At 55.6% G+C, this 18,374-nt stretch carries 11 protein-coding genes and 3 pseudogenes; 5 read left to right on the forward strand and 9 right to left on the reverse strand.

Annotated features, from left to right (window positions below; all coding sequences use genetic code 11):
- The first annotated feature begins 122 nt into the window (after nt 1–122).
- Both NBT82_RS17745 and NBT82_RS17750 read left to right on the forward strand, forming a co-directional pair.
- Entirely contained in the window at nt 123–1,301 is a 1,179-nt protein-coding gene (locus tag NBT82_RS17745; protein WP_251329423.1) for an arginase family protein, read from the forward strand.
- A 237-nt stretch (nt 1,302–1,538) separates the two neighbouring features.
- Nucleotides 1,539–2,900, forward strand: coding sequence for a glutamine synthetase family protein (locus tag NBT82_RS17750; RefSeq protein ID WP_251329424.1), 1,362 nt, complete (start codon nt 1,539–1,541; stop codon nt 2,898–2,900).
- A 904-nt stretch (nt 2,901–3,804) separates the two neighbouring features.
- On the opposite strand, the gene NBT82_RS17755 is transcribed toward NBT82_RS17750, so the two are convergent.
- From NBT82_RS17755 to NBT82_RS17805, 8 genes and pseudogenes are all read right to left on the reverse strand, one after another.
- On the reverse strand, nt 3,805–4,848 hold the full coding sequence (locus NBT82_RS17755) for a dipeptide epimerase (protein ID WP_251329425.1): 1,044 nt from the start codon (nt 4,846–4,848) through the stop codon (nt 3,805–3,807).
- Complete coding sequence (locus tag NBT82_RS17760; protein WP_251329426.1) at nt 4,845–5,855, reverse strand: N-acetyltransferase DgcN family protein; 1,011 nt, start codon at nt 5,853–5,855, stop codon at nt 4,845–4,847. The genes NBT82_RS17755 and NBT82_RS17760 overlap by 4 nt, the downstream gene beginning before the upstream one ends.
- Before the next feature lie 277 nt (nt 5,856–6,132).
- Nucleotides 6,133–7,777, reverse strand: a pseudogene (locus tag NBT82_RS20360) (IS1634 family transposase).
- A 376-nt stretch (nt 7,778–8,153) separates the two neighbouring features.
- A complete protein-coding gene (locus NBT82_RS17780) occupies nt 8,154–10,505 on the reverse strand; it encodes a N,N-dimethylformamidase beta subunit family domain-containing protein (RefSeq protein ID WP_251329429.1) in 2,352 nt (783 codons plus the stop codon).
- Entirely contained in the window at nt 10,489–10,890 is a 402-nt protein-coding gene (locus tag NBT82_RS17785; protein ID WP_251329430.1) for a N,N-dimethylformamidase alpha subunit family protein, read from the reverse strand. Before NBT82_RS17785 ends, NBT82_RS17780 begins: the two co-directional genes overlap by 17 nt.
- Nucleotides 10,891–11,003: 113 nt before the next feature.
- Nucleotides 11,004–12,722 carry an ABC transporter permease subunit gene (locus tag NBT82_RS17790; protein ID WP_251329431.1) on the reverse strand — a complete coding sequence of 573 codons (1,719 nt, stop codon included), beginning with the start codon at nt 12,720–12,722 and terminating at the stop codon, nt 11,004–11,006.
- 3 nt (nt 12,723–12,725) lie between these two features.
- Nucleotides 12,726–13,790, reverse strand: coding sequence for an ABC transporter ATP-binding protein (locus NBT82_RS20085; protein ID WP_256476651.1), 1,065 nt, complete (start codon nt 13,788–13,790; stop codon nt 12,726–12,728).
- Between the two features lie 232 nt (nt 13,791–14,022).
- Nucleotides 14,023–14,862, reverse strand: a pseudogene (locus tag NBT82_RS17805) (IS5 family transposase).
- Between the two features lie 176 nt (nt 14,863–15,038).
- On the opposite strand from NBT82_RS17805, the pseudogene NBT82_RS17810 reads away from it, so the two are divergent.
- From NBT82_RS17810 to NBT82_RS17820, 3 genes and pseudogenes are all read left to right on the forward strand, one after another.
- Nucleotides 15,039–15,227: pseudogene (locus NBT82_RS17810) on the forward strand (hypothetical protein); the annotation flags it as partial.
- Nucleotides 15,228–16,069: 842 nt separating this feature from the next.
- The gene (locus NBT82_RS17815; protein ID WP_251329432.1) at nt 16,070–17,347 is read left to right on the forward strand and encodes an RNA-guided endonuclease InsQ/TnpB family protein; all 1,278 of its coding nucleotides are present in this window, start codon (nt 16,070–16,072) and stop codon (nt 17,345–17,347) included.
- A 121-nt stretch (nt 17,348–17,468) separates the two neighbouring features.
- Nucleotides 17,469–17,639: a hypothetical protein gene (locus NBT82_RS17820; protein ID WP_251329433.1), complete on the forward strand. Its 171-nt coding sequence runs from the start codon at nt 17,469–17,471 to the stop codon at nt 17,637–17,639.
- 149 nt (nt 17,640–17,788) lie between these two features.
- Here the strand turns inward: NBT82_RS17820 and NBT82_RS17825 are convergent, their stop codons facing one another.
- Nucleotides 17,789–18,307 (reverse strand): DUF4188 domain-containing protein, encoded by a 519-nt coding sequence (locus tag NBT82_RS17825; protein ID WP_251329434.1) that lies wholly within the window; start codon nt 18,305–18,307, stop codon nt 17,789–17,791.
- Nucleotides 18,308–18,374 lie beyond the last annotated feature (67 nt).

An 18,374-nucleotide genomic window follows, 5' to 3' on the forward strand; every position in this document is an offset into this window, starting at 1 on the left:
GACGACTCGGTTGCTGGGGAGCATATAATAACAGGCCTGTTGCCTGTCGGAGTGGCCGAAAGCGGCGGATTTTATTATAATCTACCGCAACAAATATAAACAGTGGGGATGGTGAGCAACGTATGGACGAAAAAACGGAACTGAGCGTCTACTGTGACGATGTCTGTCTGGAGCATACGATACCGGAGGGTGTCTCCTACAGGGGATCTACAGACATCATTCCGGTGAATTCACCCCATCCGGACCAACCGGACCGGATAAGAAACATCCGGGGAATCATCCAAAACACGCTCTCAGAGTACGCAGTGTGGGAAGATATAACGCCCGCAACTACTGAACAGCTCGGTACTGTCCATGACCCCGACTATATCGAATCGGTAGCCAGGTTCTCCGAACAGGGGGGTGGCTGGTTCACAACTGATGGCACGGGCGGGAACGAAAAGACATACTTGGCAGCAAAACACGCTGCAGGAGGAGCTATTCAGGCAGTACGGCAAGCAATTCAGGGGGATGAGACTGCCGTGCCGTATGCTCTCGCTCGTCCATCGGGCCACCACGCACAGCCCTCGCAGGCGGACGGGTCCTGTTTTTTTAATAATGCAGCAGTCGCAGCGGAGATTGCATTGAACGAAGAATCAGCCGAGAGAGTTGCCATCCTTGACTGGGACGTGCATCACGGTAACGGGACTCAGGAGATTTTTTATGACAGGGACGACGTTCTGTGTATCAGCATTCACAACGGACACGGGTCGTGGAACTCTGTGTCTCACCCCCAGACCGGCCGCCCAGCAGAGTGTGGAACCGGTTCGGGTGAAGGATACAACGTGAACATTCCGGTGCCGTTCGGAACCGGAAATCAGGGTTACGGGTACGTGTTCCACTATCTCGTTGAACCGATCATATCCGAATTTGACCCGGATATACTCATCGTCAGCAGTGGAACCGATGCGGGGTGTATGGACCCACAGGGGCGGAATCTGGTTACGATATCGGGATTCAACCAGCTCGGACGAATCGCAAGACGGTTGGCACGGGAGTATGCCGGGGACAATCTGGCGATCATCCAAGAAGGGGGATACAACCTCAACCAACTCGCATTTGGCACATTGGCTGTACTTGAAGGGGCACTCGGGATTACTCTGGATTTCAGTGATGAACCCGAAGACTGGCACGACGATCCCTTCATGTTTTACGATCATGAGAACCTTGATGGAGTCGTCGAGGCGGTTCATGACGTTGGATCACAGTATGCAAGATATTGGCCACTCGTGTTCTCTTCGAGAGAGACGTCCTGTGGATGACGGCCCCCGGTACTCCGGTCAGGAGTGTGAAATCGGGCGTATGAATGGTCCTGATTATGATGCTGTGTTCGGGCCGGACTGGCACGACTCGGCCCGAAAATATCAAAAACCACTGGACAGGACCTGATCCGCGATGGTACTGTGGCTGTAATTTTTGCGGGTCAAGACCGGGTTTGCCCGGTGGAAATACTGCGTCTAATACAAAAATATAAATATGTATATCGAGACTGTTCGTCCATGGGCGACGATGAAAAACCTCCGATAGTGGAAGGGGAGAATGGAATATTACTACAATTTCACGATCTGAGTGGATTTCCACGAGGTATGTATATCAATGAAGAAGAGTGGGAACAGGCACAGACAGACGGTTTCAGTTTCGGACCTATGGTCACGGAATGGGTGGAGAATTACAATACCAGGGGCGTCGTCGAACCGATGCAATTCACCGCAAACGAGGGCTATATGAACGCGATAGCCGACCCGGACACGCTGGTTTCGGTCCCGTGGCGGGAAGGGAACTGCCGGAAGGCGATATGTGATCTGGAGAATACAAACGGTTCCGATTTCGAACTGTGTTCCCGATCAAAATTGGCGAAAGCAGTCGACAGTTTGGCGGAACTCGGTTACGAAGCGAAGGTCGGATCGGAGATTGAATTCAATCTGCTGACCGAGTTTGAAACTGATCGATTACGGAGGGAAGGAACCGATTACATCGAAGAAGCAGCCACTTCCGATCTGGGTGCTGTCTATCACTTGCGGCCCTTAGAGGAGCGAAGCAAGTACTTGAGTGAACTGAACGCCGTAATGAAACAGATGGGGTATAAAATAGAGGGGCTCCACAAGGAAAGTTCGCCAGGGATGTTCGAAGCACTTCTTCGATATACGGACGCTGTCCACCAAGCTGACGCAGTAGCCACATTCAGATTGTCAGCCCAGGCGATCGGGCGACGTCACGGCCTCACTCCGATTTTTATGCCGATGCCGATGTCGGATTACGAAGGCAACAGCCAGCACTATCATATCAGCCTCTGGCAACACGGTGAGAACGCGTTCTACGATCCGGACGGATCCGAAGACGTAGCGGATGTGGCATACCACTTCATCGGTGGCGTTCTGGAACACGCAAAGGGGATTACAGTTCTATGTGCGCCGACAGTCAATTCCTACAAGAGACTCCAACCCGGGATGTGGGCACCTGTCAACATAAATTACGGACACGATAACGCATCCACCATGATCCGTATTCCCACACCCAGAGAGGAGGGAACCAGGGTGGAAATCCGAATCCCGGACAACTCTGCGAACCCGTACCTATCCCTTGCCGGAATACTCGTAGCCGGTGCTGACGGAATCAAAAACCGGATCGATCCGGGCGAACCGTCCGAGGAAGACGTGTACGAAGCAGAGTCGGATGACTACCGGCAACTCCCGGACTCGCTCGGTGAAGCAGTGGACGCACTGAACGAAGATACGTTCCTGTGTGACTTCCTGGGTGAAGAATTGATCAACCAATTTTCTCGACTTAAGAGGGACGAAGCGAGGCGTTACAACCAAGCAGTTACCGATTGGGACGTCCGGGAGTATATAAATAGAATGTAAGACCCCGTCGGAAAAACATCGATCGATAGCGTGACTGTACTCACCTATAATAAATGTCAATAGTTGTTATTAGCTTAATTCCGTCTATGTATGCAATCTACACGAATGAGCCATGATTTTATTGAATGTAATCAAGATCAGCAGCATCCGCTCCCGAAGGGCCTCTCCGAGTGGGTTGAAGAAGACAGCTTCGAACGGTTCCTTTCCGCAGTACTTCCAAGGTTTAGCTTCAACAAGTGATCTTCCATTGTCGAAGTCATCTATGACGATATGATTCAAGAGACGAGACGTGCTCAGGCGGAAGGAATACAATTTCTCAACAATACTGGACAGCATTCACAACACGGACAGACGGCTCTACATGGGCAAAGTACGAACGGACGTGGCAGAATGCAGCTCGGTACTTCCGGGGCGCAGTGAGCCCAGGAAGTCCCAACACGGTCTCCGACATCGCTGACAAGATGCACGTCGATACCGAACGGCTTTAACGATTCGTCCGAGAAAACCCGTGGGACGATGAAAGTGTTGAGCGAAAGCTTCGGGAAACCGTTCCCGAAGCGATCCAAGGTCGGTACTTCACGAGCAGCGTAATCAATCAGAGGGATTCGTTGGATTGACCACGATAAAGTGTCTGGACCCGGATGTGTTCACCCTACCCGATCCAGACGGTGATCTTTCGGCGGCGGACGTAACTGTACTTCTGCGGTTTAATTTGAACGTGTAGCACGGTTCCCACTCACGGCAGTCGCCTCTATCGGTTATGAGCCGCCTGGGTAAATGAGGTACGCGACAGAGAAGCAAATCCGCTTGAGATCGGCGAGGAAGCCCACGACCAGACCGGCCGGATCGTCGACATCAATCAGACTGTCGACGACCTGTTTATTGACCTCGACTGACGGCAGGACTACTCCGCATGGTGGACCCCGGTTCCCGGCCGCTCGAAGCCAGTGAGATCGATTGCTCCCTCGGGCATCGGCACCCCAGCAAAGCGATCCTCGGCGAGCAACAGCGCCCCGTCGAGGTCGGCGTAATCGAGCAACGGCGCCAGGTGTGCACCCGCCGAAAGCAGGGCGGTTGTGCCGAGCATACAGCCCAGCATGACCGCCAGTCCCTCGGCGCGGGCGGCGTGGATCATCCGGACTGTCTCCCGGATGCCGCCAGCCTTCGTGAGTTTAATCGTGGCGATGTCTGCGATCTCGCCCACCTGAGGGACGTCCGCTAGGCGGACACAGGACTCGTCGGCAGCGACCGGCAGGGCTCCCTGTTCACGGACGAGGGCCATCCCGTCGGGATCGTCGGCTGGGACGGGTTGTTCGACGAACTCGATGCCGTACTCGTCAAGCCACTCGGTGTTCTCAATGGCCTCGCGGGGTGTCCAGGCTTCGTTGGCGTCAACGCGGATGGTCGCCTCGGGGGCTTCCTCCCGGATCGCGGAGACGACCTCTCTATCGCGGTCCGTGCCAAGTTTGACCTTCAGGATGGGGTAGCCCGCCGCGACAGCCTCGGCGGTCTTTTCGCGCATCCGCTCGGTGTCGTCGAGACCGATCGTGAAGGAAGTTGTGACAGACTGTTCGGGATCGAGCCCCAGGTAGCGGTACAGGGGCAAGCCAAGTTGAGTCGCCACCAGGTCGTGCAGGGCGACGTCGACGGCACAGAGGGCTGCGCCGTTGTCGCCGATGGCCGCGCGGCCCTCGCGCTCGATTTGCTGTAGTGCGTGGGGGTCGCCGACCGATTCGACGACTGCGAGCAGGTCCGGCAGGATCGCCTCGACCGTTGCGATGGTCTCGGCGTAGCGCGTCGATGGGGCAGCGGCACCGACGCCCACCCGACCCTGGTCGTCTTCGATGCGGACGAGGACGTTCTCGGCGCTGGATTGCGTGCCCCGCGAGATGGTGAAGTCGTGTTCGAGCGGTAACGAGACGCGCTCGAACTCGCAGGTCAGGCTCACAGCGCGTCCAGCACCTCGTCGGCGTCGAACCGCACCGGATCGGTCGCAGGCGCGTCGATTGCGGCCCCGTACTTCTCGACCGCTTCCCGGGCCTGGTCGTCGCCCTCGATGAATCGGGTATTGAGTGCACCCGCGACGATGTCGGTCTCGTGAAGTGGCGCGGTCAAGCGCTCGTAGAGGTCGACGTACTCGGTGGGGTGAGGGATGGGGAACGACTCGTACTTGCGGATGTTCTCGCGGCCGGCCTCGTGACACAGCACCAGCGAATCGGGCATCGACCCGTGGAGGATGGAAAGCGTCACCCCCGAGTACGCGGGGTGGGTGATTGATCCCTGTCCCTCGACGAAGAGGTAGTCGTGGTCGGCGCGCTCCTCGACCATCCGCTCGACGGCGCCGGCGGTGAAGTCGCTGATGGTGCGGTCGACGACGGTGCCGCTCCCCTCGACCATCACGCCCGTCTGGCCCGTCGGGACCGCGGCGGCGTCCCAGCCACGCTCCCGGGCCGCCTCGAGTAGCGACCACGTCGTCGTCATCTTGCCAGTTGAGCAGTCCGTTCCCACCGTGAGGACGATCTCGGCGTCAACCTCGCGGGCAGTCCCGTCGGCGACGCCCAGATTGGCTGGTGGCTTGCGGACGTCCCACAGCTCGACGCCGTGCTCGTCGGCCAGCCGGGAGAGCTGTTCGTCTTCGGAGAGAAAATAGTGGAGGCCCGCGACGACGTCGGCGCCCTGTTCGATGGCACCGTTGATGTCGGGACGCCAGCTCTCGTCGAGGCCGCCGCCGATGGGTGCAATGCCGATTATCAGCCGGTCGATATCGCCCGGGACGTCCTCGATGCCGGCGACGACCGGCGAATCCTGGACATCCGGGAGGTAGTCGTGAACCCTGTTTCCAGCGGTGTCACGGTCAAGCACCGCTGCGACATCCTGGTCCCCGTACCTGAGGACTCCGGCCGCCGTCTTAGCGTCGTCTGGGAACTTTTCATGTGCAAGGATCGCTACGCGCATATCCGTTTTACTTCAGCAACTGTCTTAATTGTGGTCTTAATTACCGTCGTGGGCTGCATCGAAGATTAAATAGCATCTCAGTGTCTTCACCTCTCACTTTCGAGACCCGGTTGAGCTAGAGTGCATATTTTGTTGACACCGATTCTTTAGAGCCGTGGCCAAGATGAAATAATATCACGAGACACACATTCCACGCCTAGTTCCAGATAGCAATATAAGTTCGGCAATTTCGAAGACTGAAATAAGTAAATCGGCAAAAAGAGGCCGTTTGAAGGACTTACTGTGCTTTATCGACCCCGTAGATCTCCACATCGAGATCAAGCAACTCAAGAACGTGTGACGGAATATCAACATTTTCTGGAAGCACACGCTCGCCGTCGACACGACTGACGAGCATGTTCTCGAACCGCTGGAGGACACGGCGTCCGGTGGACCGATAGGTACTCGGCCCATCGGACAGTTCCATTGGTTCATCTCCGTCCATGAGAGCGAGTCGCGCACGCCGTTCGATCAACGAATACACCAACAAAGCCATGACCAGCACGTATCCTAGCGCTTCGATCCGCTATTCATTCTTCAGGTAGACGGCTCCAACACGCTTTGGATCTTTCACCACCGGAAAGCACTGTTCGACGGTGATCTGCTGTTTGTACTCTTCAAGCACACGCTCATCCGGCCACTCTTGTTTATTTTCGAGGCTCGTAACCAGCACGTAGCAACTCTCTCGTTGTTTGTAAGTGGAGATCGCCGCCGCGTCCCGCTGGACGTCGGCGGCGATTTTGTACTCTGTCTCGTAGGGATCCCACTCCTTCGGCGGCCGACCAGGTTTGTCACGACTCTTTTTTTGCTCGGTCTCAACGACTTCTGCCTCAATCTCGAAACACTGCTCTTGATGATCCGTGAGCCACGTCTCACGCTCCTGTTTTGCGTCTCGCTCACACGCGAAGACGCGGTCTGAAAGTTCTTCAGCCGCGTCTTTGAGTTGTTCTTCGGTGGTATCTAACTCCTTGTCGATGCGCTTCTCGCTCCGTCCATCGATTGTGGACGGTTTCACGACAACGCAGCGCATCTCTTGATCGGAGATCGTCTCGGTGAACGAACGGATTTCGTGAGAGACAGCGTCCTCCTGTTCTGCGACAGGGCCGATGTCACGCCAGTCGCCATTGTCCCACGCGCGGTCGATGAGTTCATCGACCGCCGCGTACATGCCGGGAAGGCGGGAGATGAGAGGCAGTTCCTGCTCGCTTGCTCGGGCGAGGTTCTCAGCAGTGACAGCCTTGCTGTCTGCGACATAGACGATCGATTCGTCAGTGGGCAGGCACTGACGAATCTCAGAGATAACTTCTTTGTTCCAGGTCGTGTCAGCACCGTTTCCGTCAAAAATGTCGTCGACAACAGGAACGCCACGATGTGTCACACCAAGGCCGATGTTGAACAGTTTGAGTTGGCGGTTTCCGTCGCGGCTGTATCCTTTCGCTATATTTAGATTTTCTTGCGTTCCGTCCTGTTCGTACTCACCATGGACCGACTTGGAAGTTGCGTCGGCGTGGACAACGCCGATGTCCACGCCTTCTGTCGTGATTGCTTTAGCAATCTCAGAGTTGAGAACTTGGCGTGGTCAAGCATCCGAAATTTTGTCCAGTGCCCACCCAAATCGCTGATCATAGAGGTCCTCCGGAGAGATATCGTCACCAAAGAGGTTCCCCGGATTTTTGTTTTCAAAAAAGTCGGAGAGCCGATACATCGGCTCTCCTTCGGTCAGGAAATTCATCACGAGACCAGCAGTCAGCAACCCCGGAGAGATATCTGCCTGCTCTTGATCCCACTCAACACTCTCATCAATTACTTCGATAATCCCACTCCTGACAGATCGCGTGAATAACCGGCAATGGACCGGGTGCGAAGTTCTCTAGCCTAGTCACCAATCAAAGGTTTGTGAACCAGGAGTTAGAAATTCACGGTTGCGTGGAAAAAAGCAGCTGGTGACGAACTCGGGTCTCGAAAGTGAGCTCGAACAGTAAGCGGCTCACATACCACTGGACCACTCGTGATTTTGTACATGACATCAGGGGCTTGGATGTACAGATTCGGAAATCGGGGTCTGTCGTCGGGCAACCGTACGGGTGAGTACAACCTGGTCTGGCCTGCCCTCGCTAGATACCTATCATAGTACTTACATTATTAACAGTTGTCGTGCAAGATGGAGCCCGCATATCTTGCACGGGGTAGATCGGAGTTAGCAGGATGGCAATCGTTCGATACAGGCCGTTCACAGTGTCAGTGGTTAGTTTGGGACGCCTACGGGTTCGATTCTGTGGGGAGAGACCCATCACTCATGAATTCTCTGAGAACGTTTTCCGTAATCTGTGACACGCTGTTGTCCGTTCCATCGACCAACAAGGATTCGATCCACGCCATAGACCCGACCGAGAAGACCCCTCCATCTTCGGGAGTCCGATAGTAGACGATATCGGCACGAACTTCAGGATCGGTTCGACCGTCACGGTAGGGAACGTTGCACTGTAACTCCTCTATGACACGGTGACAGTTCTTTGAATGGCCAATCGAGGCGGCGAGCACGTACGCGTCTTCGGGTGAGCCCAGCGCGGTGTCGTATCGGTCGACTTCACCGCTAGCTGGACCGGTGGGCTCGCCCCCGCCATCCCTCTCGCTAGTGTCAATCGTATCACTGTCGATACCCTGGAATATGAACGAAACCTCGCGCCGATAACTATCTGGAAGGCGATAATAGGGCCGTCCATTGATCTCGTACTGGCCACTGAACCCAACACCGACTAACTTCTGTGGCGCCCATCCCCGTTTCGTCCACAGTCCGCCTTTTTTTCCCGTGAATTCGTGATAGCGTTCCCCCGGTTCCGGTATCCACGCCTGTTCCCCGACCTCCCCACGACGCACTTCGATGATGGGTTTTTTTGAATGATAGCCTGTGACCCAGTAGAATCCGTTCCCCCCGAGATACATGAATCGACCACCCTGTCTCTGGTACTGTTCTATAGATGTCATTATTCTGCCAGTCGGGTACTCGGGATGGTGACCACTGACCACCACCCTGTACGGGTTCAATATTTCCTCTCCGTGTTTGTGGATGTCGTCGTCGGTAACCACGTCGTACTCGAAACGTTTCGTTTCGAGCCACTCCAGCAGATACAAATCGACGTTGATACCCAGTTGAGAGACTGTCTTGCTGGGACCGGAATCGCTTTCGAACGACGGTGCGATGTTGATCAACGGTCGACAGCGAGACGAAAACATTGATCCGCTACCGTCGACATGTGTGTCATAAACAGACAGGCCGTACTCCCGGTGGGAACTCAAAAATAGATCATCCTCGTTCAGTACGGGCACCATCCCCGAAAACGTCTCGCCTCCGAAGTCTTGGTTCGCGTCTACGGTTTGGAAGTGGTCATTCGCGTATGCAAGGTACGTGTTGGTAGGCAGGTACACTGCGATGGGTGCAGTTGCTTCTCCGAGACGGGATTTGACAAAAAACTGCACGAAATACTCGTCGTGTGGCGTCATCAGACGGGCGGCGTAGGCGCCGCTGTCGAAGTCCTCCGGGACCTGAAACGTGAAGTCACTCTCCCAATCAGCGTCGGTCATATCGTCTTCGTGAAACCGGATCGCGCCGTACTCTTCGGGTGCCGACGTAAAGTCGACAGACTCCCCTGTCCAGTTGTGGCCCGGTACTGCGCGTGCTGGCAGATTGACTGCATATCCGTCGAGACCGTGGGGTCCTGTGTCTACGACTGTTTCTACCGAAGTGAACCCGTCTTCAGTAACGTTGGCAGTAAAGTCCCAGACTGCTACCGTCGATTCCGTAGAGCGAGCGGGGACTTCGGGATTGGGGGTCGCTCCATCAAACGCGTCTATCGCCTCGTCCAGCACACGTGGGGATTCTATTTTCCCCGTGAAATGCCCGTCAACGCTGGGCGTGTCTACACCGCCCTCATGGACGTAGCCAGCCATGACGAGGGGCGTCTCAGAACAGGCAACTGTCCCAGTTGGAATGGATGTTTGCGTCCGATGATTCCGCTTTTGGTCGGGAGTTACTGACTCGTGTCCCGTAATCAATTGCTCGCACGACAGCGTCAACCGACCCCCGTCCGTATCGACGGACATCGACACGAAATACCAGTCGTCTTCGGACAGAGGGGCGTCAACGCGAGCGCGCTCAATACGCCCGTCTTCGAGCGACACCTGTGCGACCAAGCAACCCTCCCCGTTGACGAACAGACCGTATCCTCTCTCCGTCGTGCTGTTCCACTTTGTCAACAGTCCGTCTTTTCCCGCCCCGAGGTGTGTTGGACAAACCAGTACCTGTAGGGTGAACGTTTCCTTGAACTGCAATGCGGGATCATGTGGAACGACGACGTGAGAGCCGGATTCGATAGTTCGAACGGTCCCTTCGTACATTCCACTCACGTGGGTCTCGGTGACGAGTGTCTCGGAGCGAGGGTCGGCGACACTTTGGTTGGTGCGGGTGAGTTCCACGATATCGGCACGGAATCTGTCCGGCTCACAACTCACTCTGAAAGGAAGTGTTTCACCCGGGGCGACACTCCACTCGTCGCAGTACCCGACGACTTCCCGCTCGGAGAACGTTGACTCTAGTTCAGTGGCTTCTGTCATACTCGTTTTCGTCCGCGAACGTGTCTTTTAGCTGCTCGATTCGCTTGAGGAACACCGCGTGTTCAGCCTCTTCCCAGGAACCGTACCGTTCTTCCTCGAGAAGTTCAGGTCGGTCACCGCGAACGCCGCTCAATCTGCCAAGTGTGAACTGCCCTGGAGGGGTTGCGACGATCACCAGTCGTCCCTCGACTGGTTGCCGCCGGAGGAACGTCAAGATGCGATGAAGTTCGGTAGAGTGGTCTCCGAACGGGTCCTCTCTGTGCTCTTTGATCAACTCCTCAGAGAGTTTTGGCAGGATATCTTCTCGGGCGATTCGCTCATAGGCTTCGTTTTTTATTTTACGTTCCGCCTGAGTACCTTCGTAACTGTAATTTGTTGTATCCATTCTTAATTATATTTTGTGTTATACGTGTATTTTTGTCACTGTCTGTTTTAGATTATTTTGTACGACTGATATACGTGAGTTATGGTATGCATTTCCGTTTTGGTTTAATATAATTAATCTTGCTTTTTATCCCTTACTTCTAGTATAAATACAATAACAATGAATGGTATTATAGAATAAATGATCATAGCTGTGAACGCCGAAACGACTGGGTCGTACCCGAACGCAATCTGTCCTCGTATCCAGGTCGTGACCGTGTCTGTGGGCCCAGACAGGTAGGCGGATATGTAGTAGTTATTCCAAGACAGGATGAATGCAAAAAGAGCACCCGAGATGAGTCCATTAGAGACGAGGGGGAGGGTAATCTCCTTGTATTGCGTATAAAACCCGGCACCAAGGTCCTTTGCTGCTTCTTCGACGTGTGGGTCAATTGCGATGGCTTTCAGAACTACGACAAACATGACGATGGGTGACATCCAGGTCGTGTGACCGAGGATGGTAGCGAGAATACCTCGTTGTATTCCCAACAAGTCGAACCAAAGTGCCATCGCAAGGCCGGTCAGCAGCAAGGGGAAAAATATGGGAAGCAGGGCACCAATTTTGAAGGCTTCCCGCCCTCTGAACTGGTAGCGAGCGTATCCGATTCCAGCGGCACCGCCGATGAGAGTGGACAGTATCGTTACCGGGATGGCGATCTTGAGAGAGGTACCAACGGCGTCGTAGACAGCCCCCGATGTCACGGCTGCCATGTACGATTCGAGAGTGAATTTGTAGGGGAATGTGAACGCAACCCCATCGTAAAATGACGCAGTGATGACACCAAGTATCGGCAGGTTCAGAAAGACCACAGTCAGGAGTACGTATCCATACCAGACTGCTGATTCAGCACGCGAAGTGTGCTGATCCGTGGTTTCAGTTGCACCGCCAGAGCGGACGGCAATCTCTTCAAGACTCACGATGCGTAGAATCACCACACCCGCCACGAGTGAAACTAGGAGCAAGAGTATCGCTTTGGCGGATCCCATCGGCCAGTCCTGAACGAATCCGAACGAACGCTTGATGTCGGTCGCGACCGTTGCTATGGCGTTTCCTCCCAGCATGGACGCCTCTATTTCCGCGCCCGTGGAGAGGATGAATACGAACAGTGTCCCGATTATTACCCCCGGTTTGGACTGTGGAAGTATGATCCGGCGAAACGTGACCAATTTGCCCGCTCCCAGATCACGCGCAGCCTCGATCACTGAGGGATTTATATTGGCAATTGATAAATATATTGGGAACAACATGAACGGCAGATATATGTAGGTTGTGCCCAGAATCGTAGCCCCCTCGGTGTACAGGAGTGATGGCATTGATCCCGAAAAGAGCGTGCTATAGAGGGTCGAAATTATACCGTCTTTGACGAGGAACACCGTCCATCCGTACACACGCATCACGACGCTGGTCAACAAAGGCATGATCAACAGCATCAGAATGGGTCGACGGAACCGAGTGATTTTCCGTCCGAGTGCATATGCTGCGGGATAACAGACGAGCAGAGAAATACCGGTAGTGATCACTCCAATCCGAAAGCTGTTGAAGAGAAACTCCTTGTACAGCTTGCCTTGGAATATCTCCACGTAGTTGCTTACCGTCCAATCTGCCAATGTGAATGTGTTACTTGGCTGTAGGGAGTACAGAGCCAAAATAGTCATCGAACCGACAAATACGGTCGAGATCAAAAGCACATATGATGATAGCAACAGATGATGAGTTTCCGTTTTGTCTCTGACTACGTCGTAGACCCTGCTTTTCTCGGATACTTTCCTGTATAGGGATTCGATCGTGCTCATATATTACTCCGTTGTCAGGATAGCCGACTCAGGATCCCACTGAATATAACACTCATCTCCCTCGGACAAGCCCCGCTCGTGGACGCGATCATATGGCATCTCTGAGACGTATCTGTTGGCCCCGTCCAGGGACGTCGTCTCCACGATTGCGTTATTTGATTTGAACATTATGCTATCTATTTCGACAGCGAGGGACGTCGCCTCTGTTGGGTCGGGTCGTACCTCACACTGGGTATGTCGTACAACCATATGGGTGAACTCGCTGGCAAGATCACTTCGAGCAGACAGTTTAATTTCGGTATCCAGGCTGTCGCTAATTACCTCGATGTGTCCGTTCGTTCTGCTTTTGACGCTGATGGGGAAGATGTTGGCATCGCCCATGAAGTCAGCAACAAAGCGCGTTTCTGGCTGATTGTAGATCTCGCTCGGAGTTCCTTGTTCGACTATAGTCCCCTGATTCAGAACGATAATACGATCGCTCAAAAGCATCGCGGCCTCGAGGGAGTGAGTGACGTATACGAAGGTGCGTCCCAATTTGGTTTGGAGCCTGGTGAGTTCACGCTGGAGTTCCTTACGAAGGACATAATCGAGAGAGGCCAGAGGTTCGTCCAGGAGCAAGATGTCCGGTTCGTACGCGAGAGAGCGTGCAAGCGCCACTCGCTGTCGTTCCCCACCACTCAACTCAGCCGGGTTTTTATCGGCATACTCTTCTGGATCTAATTGGACTCTTCGTAGCCACTTGTCCACCTGCTGGGCATCCCGATCTTGGAGCCGAATGGGAAACAACACGTTTTCCCGGACGGTCAGGTGAGGAAACAGCGCTAGAGATTGAAAGACCTGACTGGTTGGCCGTTGTTGTGGAGACGTGTCAGTGATATCTTCCGACCGCAGTTCTATCGTGCCGTCTGTTGGAGACAAATGACCAGAGAGAATCCGGAGAATCGTCGTTTTGCCCGACCCGCTAGGCCCGACTAGCGAAACGAACTCCCCTTGGTCTATGTCGAAAGAGACGTCACTAACCGCTTCTGTCTTTCCATACTGCTTGGTTAGGTTCCTTATTTGTAGCATTACTTGTGTAGTGAAGTATTGAACGCAACGAGTGTATAAAATTTTCCCTCCATGGTTTATACATATGGATTGCACAGTCCGAGAGTGAGTCAGAAAAGCAATTCGGAGCTGCCGAGAGCGCACCTGTTTGCTATCGGTCAGCGGTCAACGGATCGGTGCGAGTAGCCGGCGTCTGCCGCCCGATCAAAGACAGTGTACAAAAAACTGCTCGGCGTTGTTTAGACGCCAGCGTTCAGCGGTCAGCCATCTCGATCGCGCGTTCGATGTTTCGCATCGCTGATTTCATGACAAGTTCGCTGAATTCACCGAACCACGTTCTCGCCCACAGCGTCTCACCGTACCGCTGCCGCAAGCCGAAAAACACCGATTCAGCGTTCGAACGCTGGTTGTACGCCCGATTGTGGATGAGTAAGTTTCTCGCCCATCCTCGGAAATCTGGATCGCGTTGCGGAATCAGCGGTGTGATACGTTCAGCACGTAACCGCGTCCGAAGTCCTTCCCAATCATATCCTTTATCCGCCGCTACAGCCGTCAATTCGTCGAGATTCCGCACCAACACCTACCAACTGACCTGGGTATCGTGCGGTTGTTTCATCGAGCAGTGTATGTCTAGAATCGCACTCGTTTCACAATCGACGAGCAGCGTGGTCTTCACCGCCTCGAACGTGTAATCCGTCCGTTTCGCGTAGTGCTGGCTCGCTTGGATACGATCCACGCCGGTTGCGTCGATTGCTTGGACATCTCCGAGTTCGTACAGTTCGACCGACGCGTCGAGGATCGCCCGCCACCGCTTCATCGGAATCGCTTGCTTCCGCGCACACACGGTCGAGAAGTGAAGGAGTGTCTCAACCGTCAAACCGAGCGATTCCGCGACTCTCGGTATTTCTTGCAGAACATCCATCAGCTTCCGGTAATCGTGGTTGAGATACTCTTTGAAACCCTGAACAGCGAGAATCACCCAGTCGGCATACCCCTCTTTCCCGGGTCGGTATGCCGGAGCTGGCTCGCCAGCGACGGCTTTTTTGGAGAGCGAGACAACCATCTCTGCGAAGCGGGAGGTCTTGGTTTGCATACCCAATCCGTCCCGCTTCACTACCTAGTAGATTTGGTACTTCGTTGGAACTACTAGTATAGGAATACTAGTGCAACAACCTTCAGACTGATCGAGTCTCACTGCCTAGACAAGGCCGATCCTCTCTGTTCAGCATATGGCTTCTATCAGCTTCGGGGGACTTCAACAGGAGCCTCACACGCCACGGCGTCATCGACACCACCCACGCCGAGGACGTCGAGACGCTGATCAACCGTGTGATCAAGCAGGGACTCGCCCCCTATCTCCTGCACGAGATCGACCTCGTGGTCTTCCCCCACCACGTCGACGGCGACCGCTACGTCGCCGAGGCGGTCGAACTCCTGAGCGAGTCGGAGTACGAAGACCTAGACGACGGGCCATCGTCTCGCCCTACACCTGCTTGATCGTTGGAATCCACACTTTGTCACACTCGGAATAATCGACTATAGGCGCTCGAACGGGTGTGTAGGCCGTGCTCTGCCCCCTTCAGTAGGTTCATAATCGGTGATTGTGGCCGGAGGAAGCCCCTGTGGCGCAGTATGAACACGAGTGTGACCACTGGCGTTGGATGATAGAGAATGTGCGGAACTTTGATTCTCGGTCCATAACCACCGCTCCCGTCGATGTTAGCGACGCCAGGAGGACAGCCAGAAACTGTCCCGCGACAAGAGTTCGTCTCCTCATCTGCATATCCGATAATCGACAGACGGCAACCGTGTATGATGGCTCTCGGATCGTTGGCATGACCCGGTCGGCTACTAACACCGTCCCGCCTCCGTGATGAATCGTCTCCGTTGGCCTCGCTCGCTGCCGATTTATACAATTCCGATGGTACCGACTGTATCTTGAGCGTGTCGGACTACTGTTCCACACTCTGATTGAGGTGGCCGTCTGGCCGTCTTTTCCGGGCTAAGACCCGATTATGAACACACGACGAGCGGTCATCTCACGTCAACGCCAGCCGTACGCTGCTCTCTACTCGTCTCACCGATTGTGATCACCAGTCCTAGCTTGAGTCGGTAACTAACGAGGTAGTAGGTTTCCCAGAGACTGCTCGCTGTCGGCTTGCTACTTCGATGGTCAACCGCGATATACTCACGTAATTCGTCACAGGCAATCACGGATGCATCTTGTACTGTGATTCAGAGCATCCGAGTGTTTATAAGTAAATCCGAAGCAACACCGCCTGCCTGGAGAGGCTACATCCGTGACCGACGCGCACGCTCTCGTGAAGACACTGGTTTTTCAACTCGACATCCAGAGTGACAACGAGGGCTTGCTCAAAGACGCCTGTCTCGACGCACGCCGAGCGTACAACGAAACCATTCGTCTCGCCAAACAAGGCGCGGCTTGGGGTGCGATCCCCGACCGAGTGGCCGAAGACGTAGCCCTCGTGAAGAACACGACACAGCGGATCGTTGCCAAGGCACTCGACGCCATGGAAACCTACCACGAGTACGACGACTTCGGGCAACCAAGTCACACGAAAGTCGGTCCATACCCGCTCCGGGCCAACTACGGAGAAGGCTACAATTTGTCACGCACTGACGACGGCAACATCGCGTTCCGAATCAGTGCGAAACCCCACCAACACGTTACGGGCACGCTCGAGGGTTGCGACGCTCACATCGATATTCTTACGACTGCCCTCACGACCAGTCGGTGGCAGCTGACGACTGCCGAAGTTCTGTGGTGTGGTGGCACACCCGAGTTGCACGTCAACGTCACCAATACCACTCGGACGGTCCGTGACAAGCAGGATTCACGAACGGTCGTTGGCGTCGACGTGAATGAGGACAATGTCGCCCTGGTTGCACTTTCGGAGGACGCCATCGAAGAGACGCTGGTCATTGAGTTTCCCGAGATCAAGTCGGAGCGTCACCGCTACTTCACCATGCGAAAACGCCTGCAGAAGGCAGGGAAATCGAGTATTCACGACACGCTTGAAGAACGAGAGAACCGGTTCGTTCGTGACCGACTGCACAAACTGTCTCGGCACATCGTGCGCTGGTGCCAGCAGTTCGTGGCTCCGTGCATCGTCTTTGAAGACCTCAAAGGGATGCGTGAGGGTCTCGACTACGGCTCACGGATGAACAGACGCTTGCACCACCTCCCCTTCCGTGCGCTTCAATCCTACACGTCGTACAAAGCCGCATTTGAAGGGATCCCAACAGCGTGGATCGATCCGGAATACACGAGTCAGCGGTGTCCACAATGCGGCCACACTGCTCGATCAAATCGCCGACGGAAGCGATTCACATGTGGGGCCTGCGGGCATCACGATCATGCTGACCGGAGTGCAGGCGTCAATATCGCCGTGAAGAGTATCGAATCGCAGCAGCGTTGGACTGTGCCTGCTCTCAACAGCCTTCCCCAAGTTCGGACGGTGCGACGGCAGGCATCGGGGGCCGTGGACGCCCCGACCGTGACCCACTCTACCGACGGAGGGTCCCAGACCGATGGTAGCGTGGGTGTGTTAGACTAATCCACGGGAAGTCTGGGGGAGTGACCCCGAGGCAGTTCACTGGAACGTCGTCGCCCGCCGCAACTCCGAGAGGCGATTCAGCCTCGACTACGCGCACCACCACCTCGACGACGGGCACCGGATGCGTGTGCGCGGCGCAGTCCGCCGGCGTATCCACGAGGCCGACGCCCCGTCGGCCGCGTACGCCAGCGGCGGCGTCGGGACGCGGCCGTGCGCCGTGACCGCCTCGCTCGTCCCGTCCGCGACCCGGTGGGTCGTCGCCCGTCCGTCCGCCGTCACGACTGTCCAGTAGCTCGTCGTTCCCGACTCACGGATCCCGAGGAGCCACGCCGGCCGGCCGTCGACGTCGACCGGCGAGTCCCGTCACCGCTGCCAGTAGCGTCCGCCGATACCACATCGACCATCCCTTCGCACCGCCGGTCAAAAACGCCGCGGCCCGGGCTACTTTGAGTGCCCGTCCGCATCCACAGGCGCGTCGTCGTCCTCGGTCCGGCCCAGCCGTCCGGACGCCGTCTCGGCGCGCCCGGACGCGGGGACGATGTCGCCGACCGTGCCGAGCCCCGTCGGGGGCATGTTGTTGTAGACGGCCTCGTACTCGCCGTCCCTGACGAGGAACGTCTCGTGCCAGATCCCCACGTCGCCGCCCTCGCCGACGCGCCGGTTGAACGCCTTCCACGCCGGGAGATGTTCGCCCTCGGTGTCGCGGGCGTACGCCTCCAGGTGCTCGAACGACTCCCAGTACTGGACCACCACTGGCGCTCGCAGCCCAAACCACGCCCGCGATTCGAGCAGGCCGCGTTCCGGTTCGGCGTCGAGTTCGCGGAGCATCCGCGGCATGGCGAGCATGACGGGGAGCCACTTGTGGACCTTCCACAGCGAGTTGATGCGCATGCCGATCAGGAAGACGACGAAGTCGCCGTCGACCCGCGCGGTCACGCGTTCGGGGACGAGTTCGGACATCTCGCCTCCACGGTATGGTCGCTCCCGAAATAGGTGTTGGTGAGCCGCCCCCGCCGCGTGCGGCGAG

Origin of the sequence: Haloplanus sp. HW8-1 (assembly GCF_023703795.1) — an archaeon.
Classification (GTDB): domain Archaea; phylum Halobacteriota; class Halobacteria; order Halobacteriales; family Haloferacaceae; genus Haloplanus; species Haloplanus pelagicus.

Excerpts from the sequence above, each read along its gene's own strand:
- NBT82_RS17745 (WP_251329423.1), top strand. The coding sequence starts at position 123 with ATGGACGAAAAAACGGAACTGAGCGTCTACTGTGACGATGTCTGTCTG.
- NBT82_RS17750 (WP_251329424.1), top strand. The coding sequence starts at position 1,539 with ATGGGCGACGATGAAAAACCTCCGATAGTGGAAGGGGAGAATGGAATA.
- NBT82_RS17760 (WP_251329426.1), bottom strand. The coding sequence starts at position 5,855 with ATGCGCGTAGCGATCCTTGCACATGAAAAGTTCCCAGACGACGCTAAG.
- NBT82_RS17780 (WP_251329429.1), bottom strand. The coding sequence starts at position 10,505 with ATGACAGAAGCCACTGAACTAGAGTCAACGTTCTCCGAGCGGGAAGTC.
- NBT82_RS17785 (WP_251329430.1), bottom strand. The coding sequence starts at position 10,890 with ATGGATACAACAAATTACAGTTACGAAGGTACTCAGGCGGAACGTAAA.
- NBT82_RS17790 (WP_251329431.1), bottom strand. The coding sequence starts at position 12,722 with ATGAGCACGATCGAATCCCTATACAGGAAAGTATCCGAGAAAAGCAGG.
- NBT82_RS20085 (WP_256476651.1), bottom strand. The coding sequence starts at position 13,790 with ATGCTACAAATAAGGAACCTAACCAAGCAGTATGGAAAGACAGAAGCG.
- NBT82_RS17820 (WP_251329433.1), top strand. The coding sequence starts at position 17,469 with ATGCGTGTGCGCGGCGCAGTCCGCCGGCGTATCCACGAGGCCGACGCC.
- NBT82_RS17825 (WP_251329434.1), bottom strand. The coding sequence starts at position 18,307 with ATGTCCGAACTCGTCCCCGAACGCGTGACCGCGCGGGTCGACGGCGAC.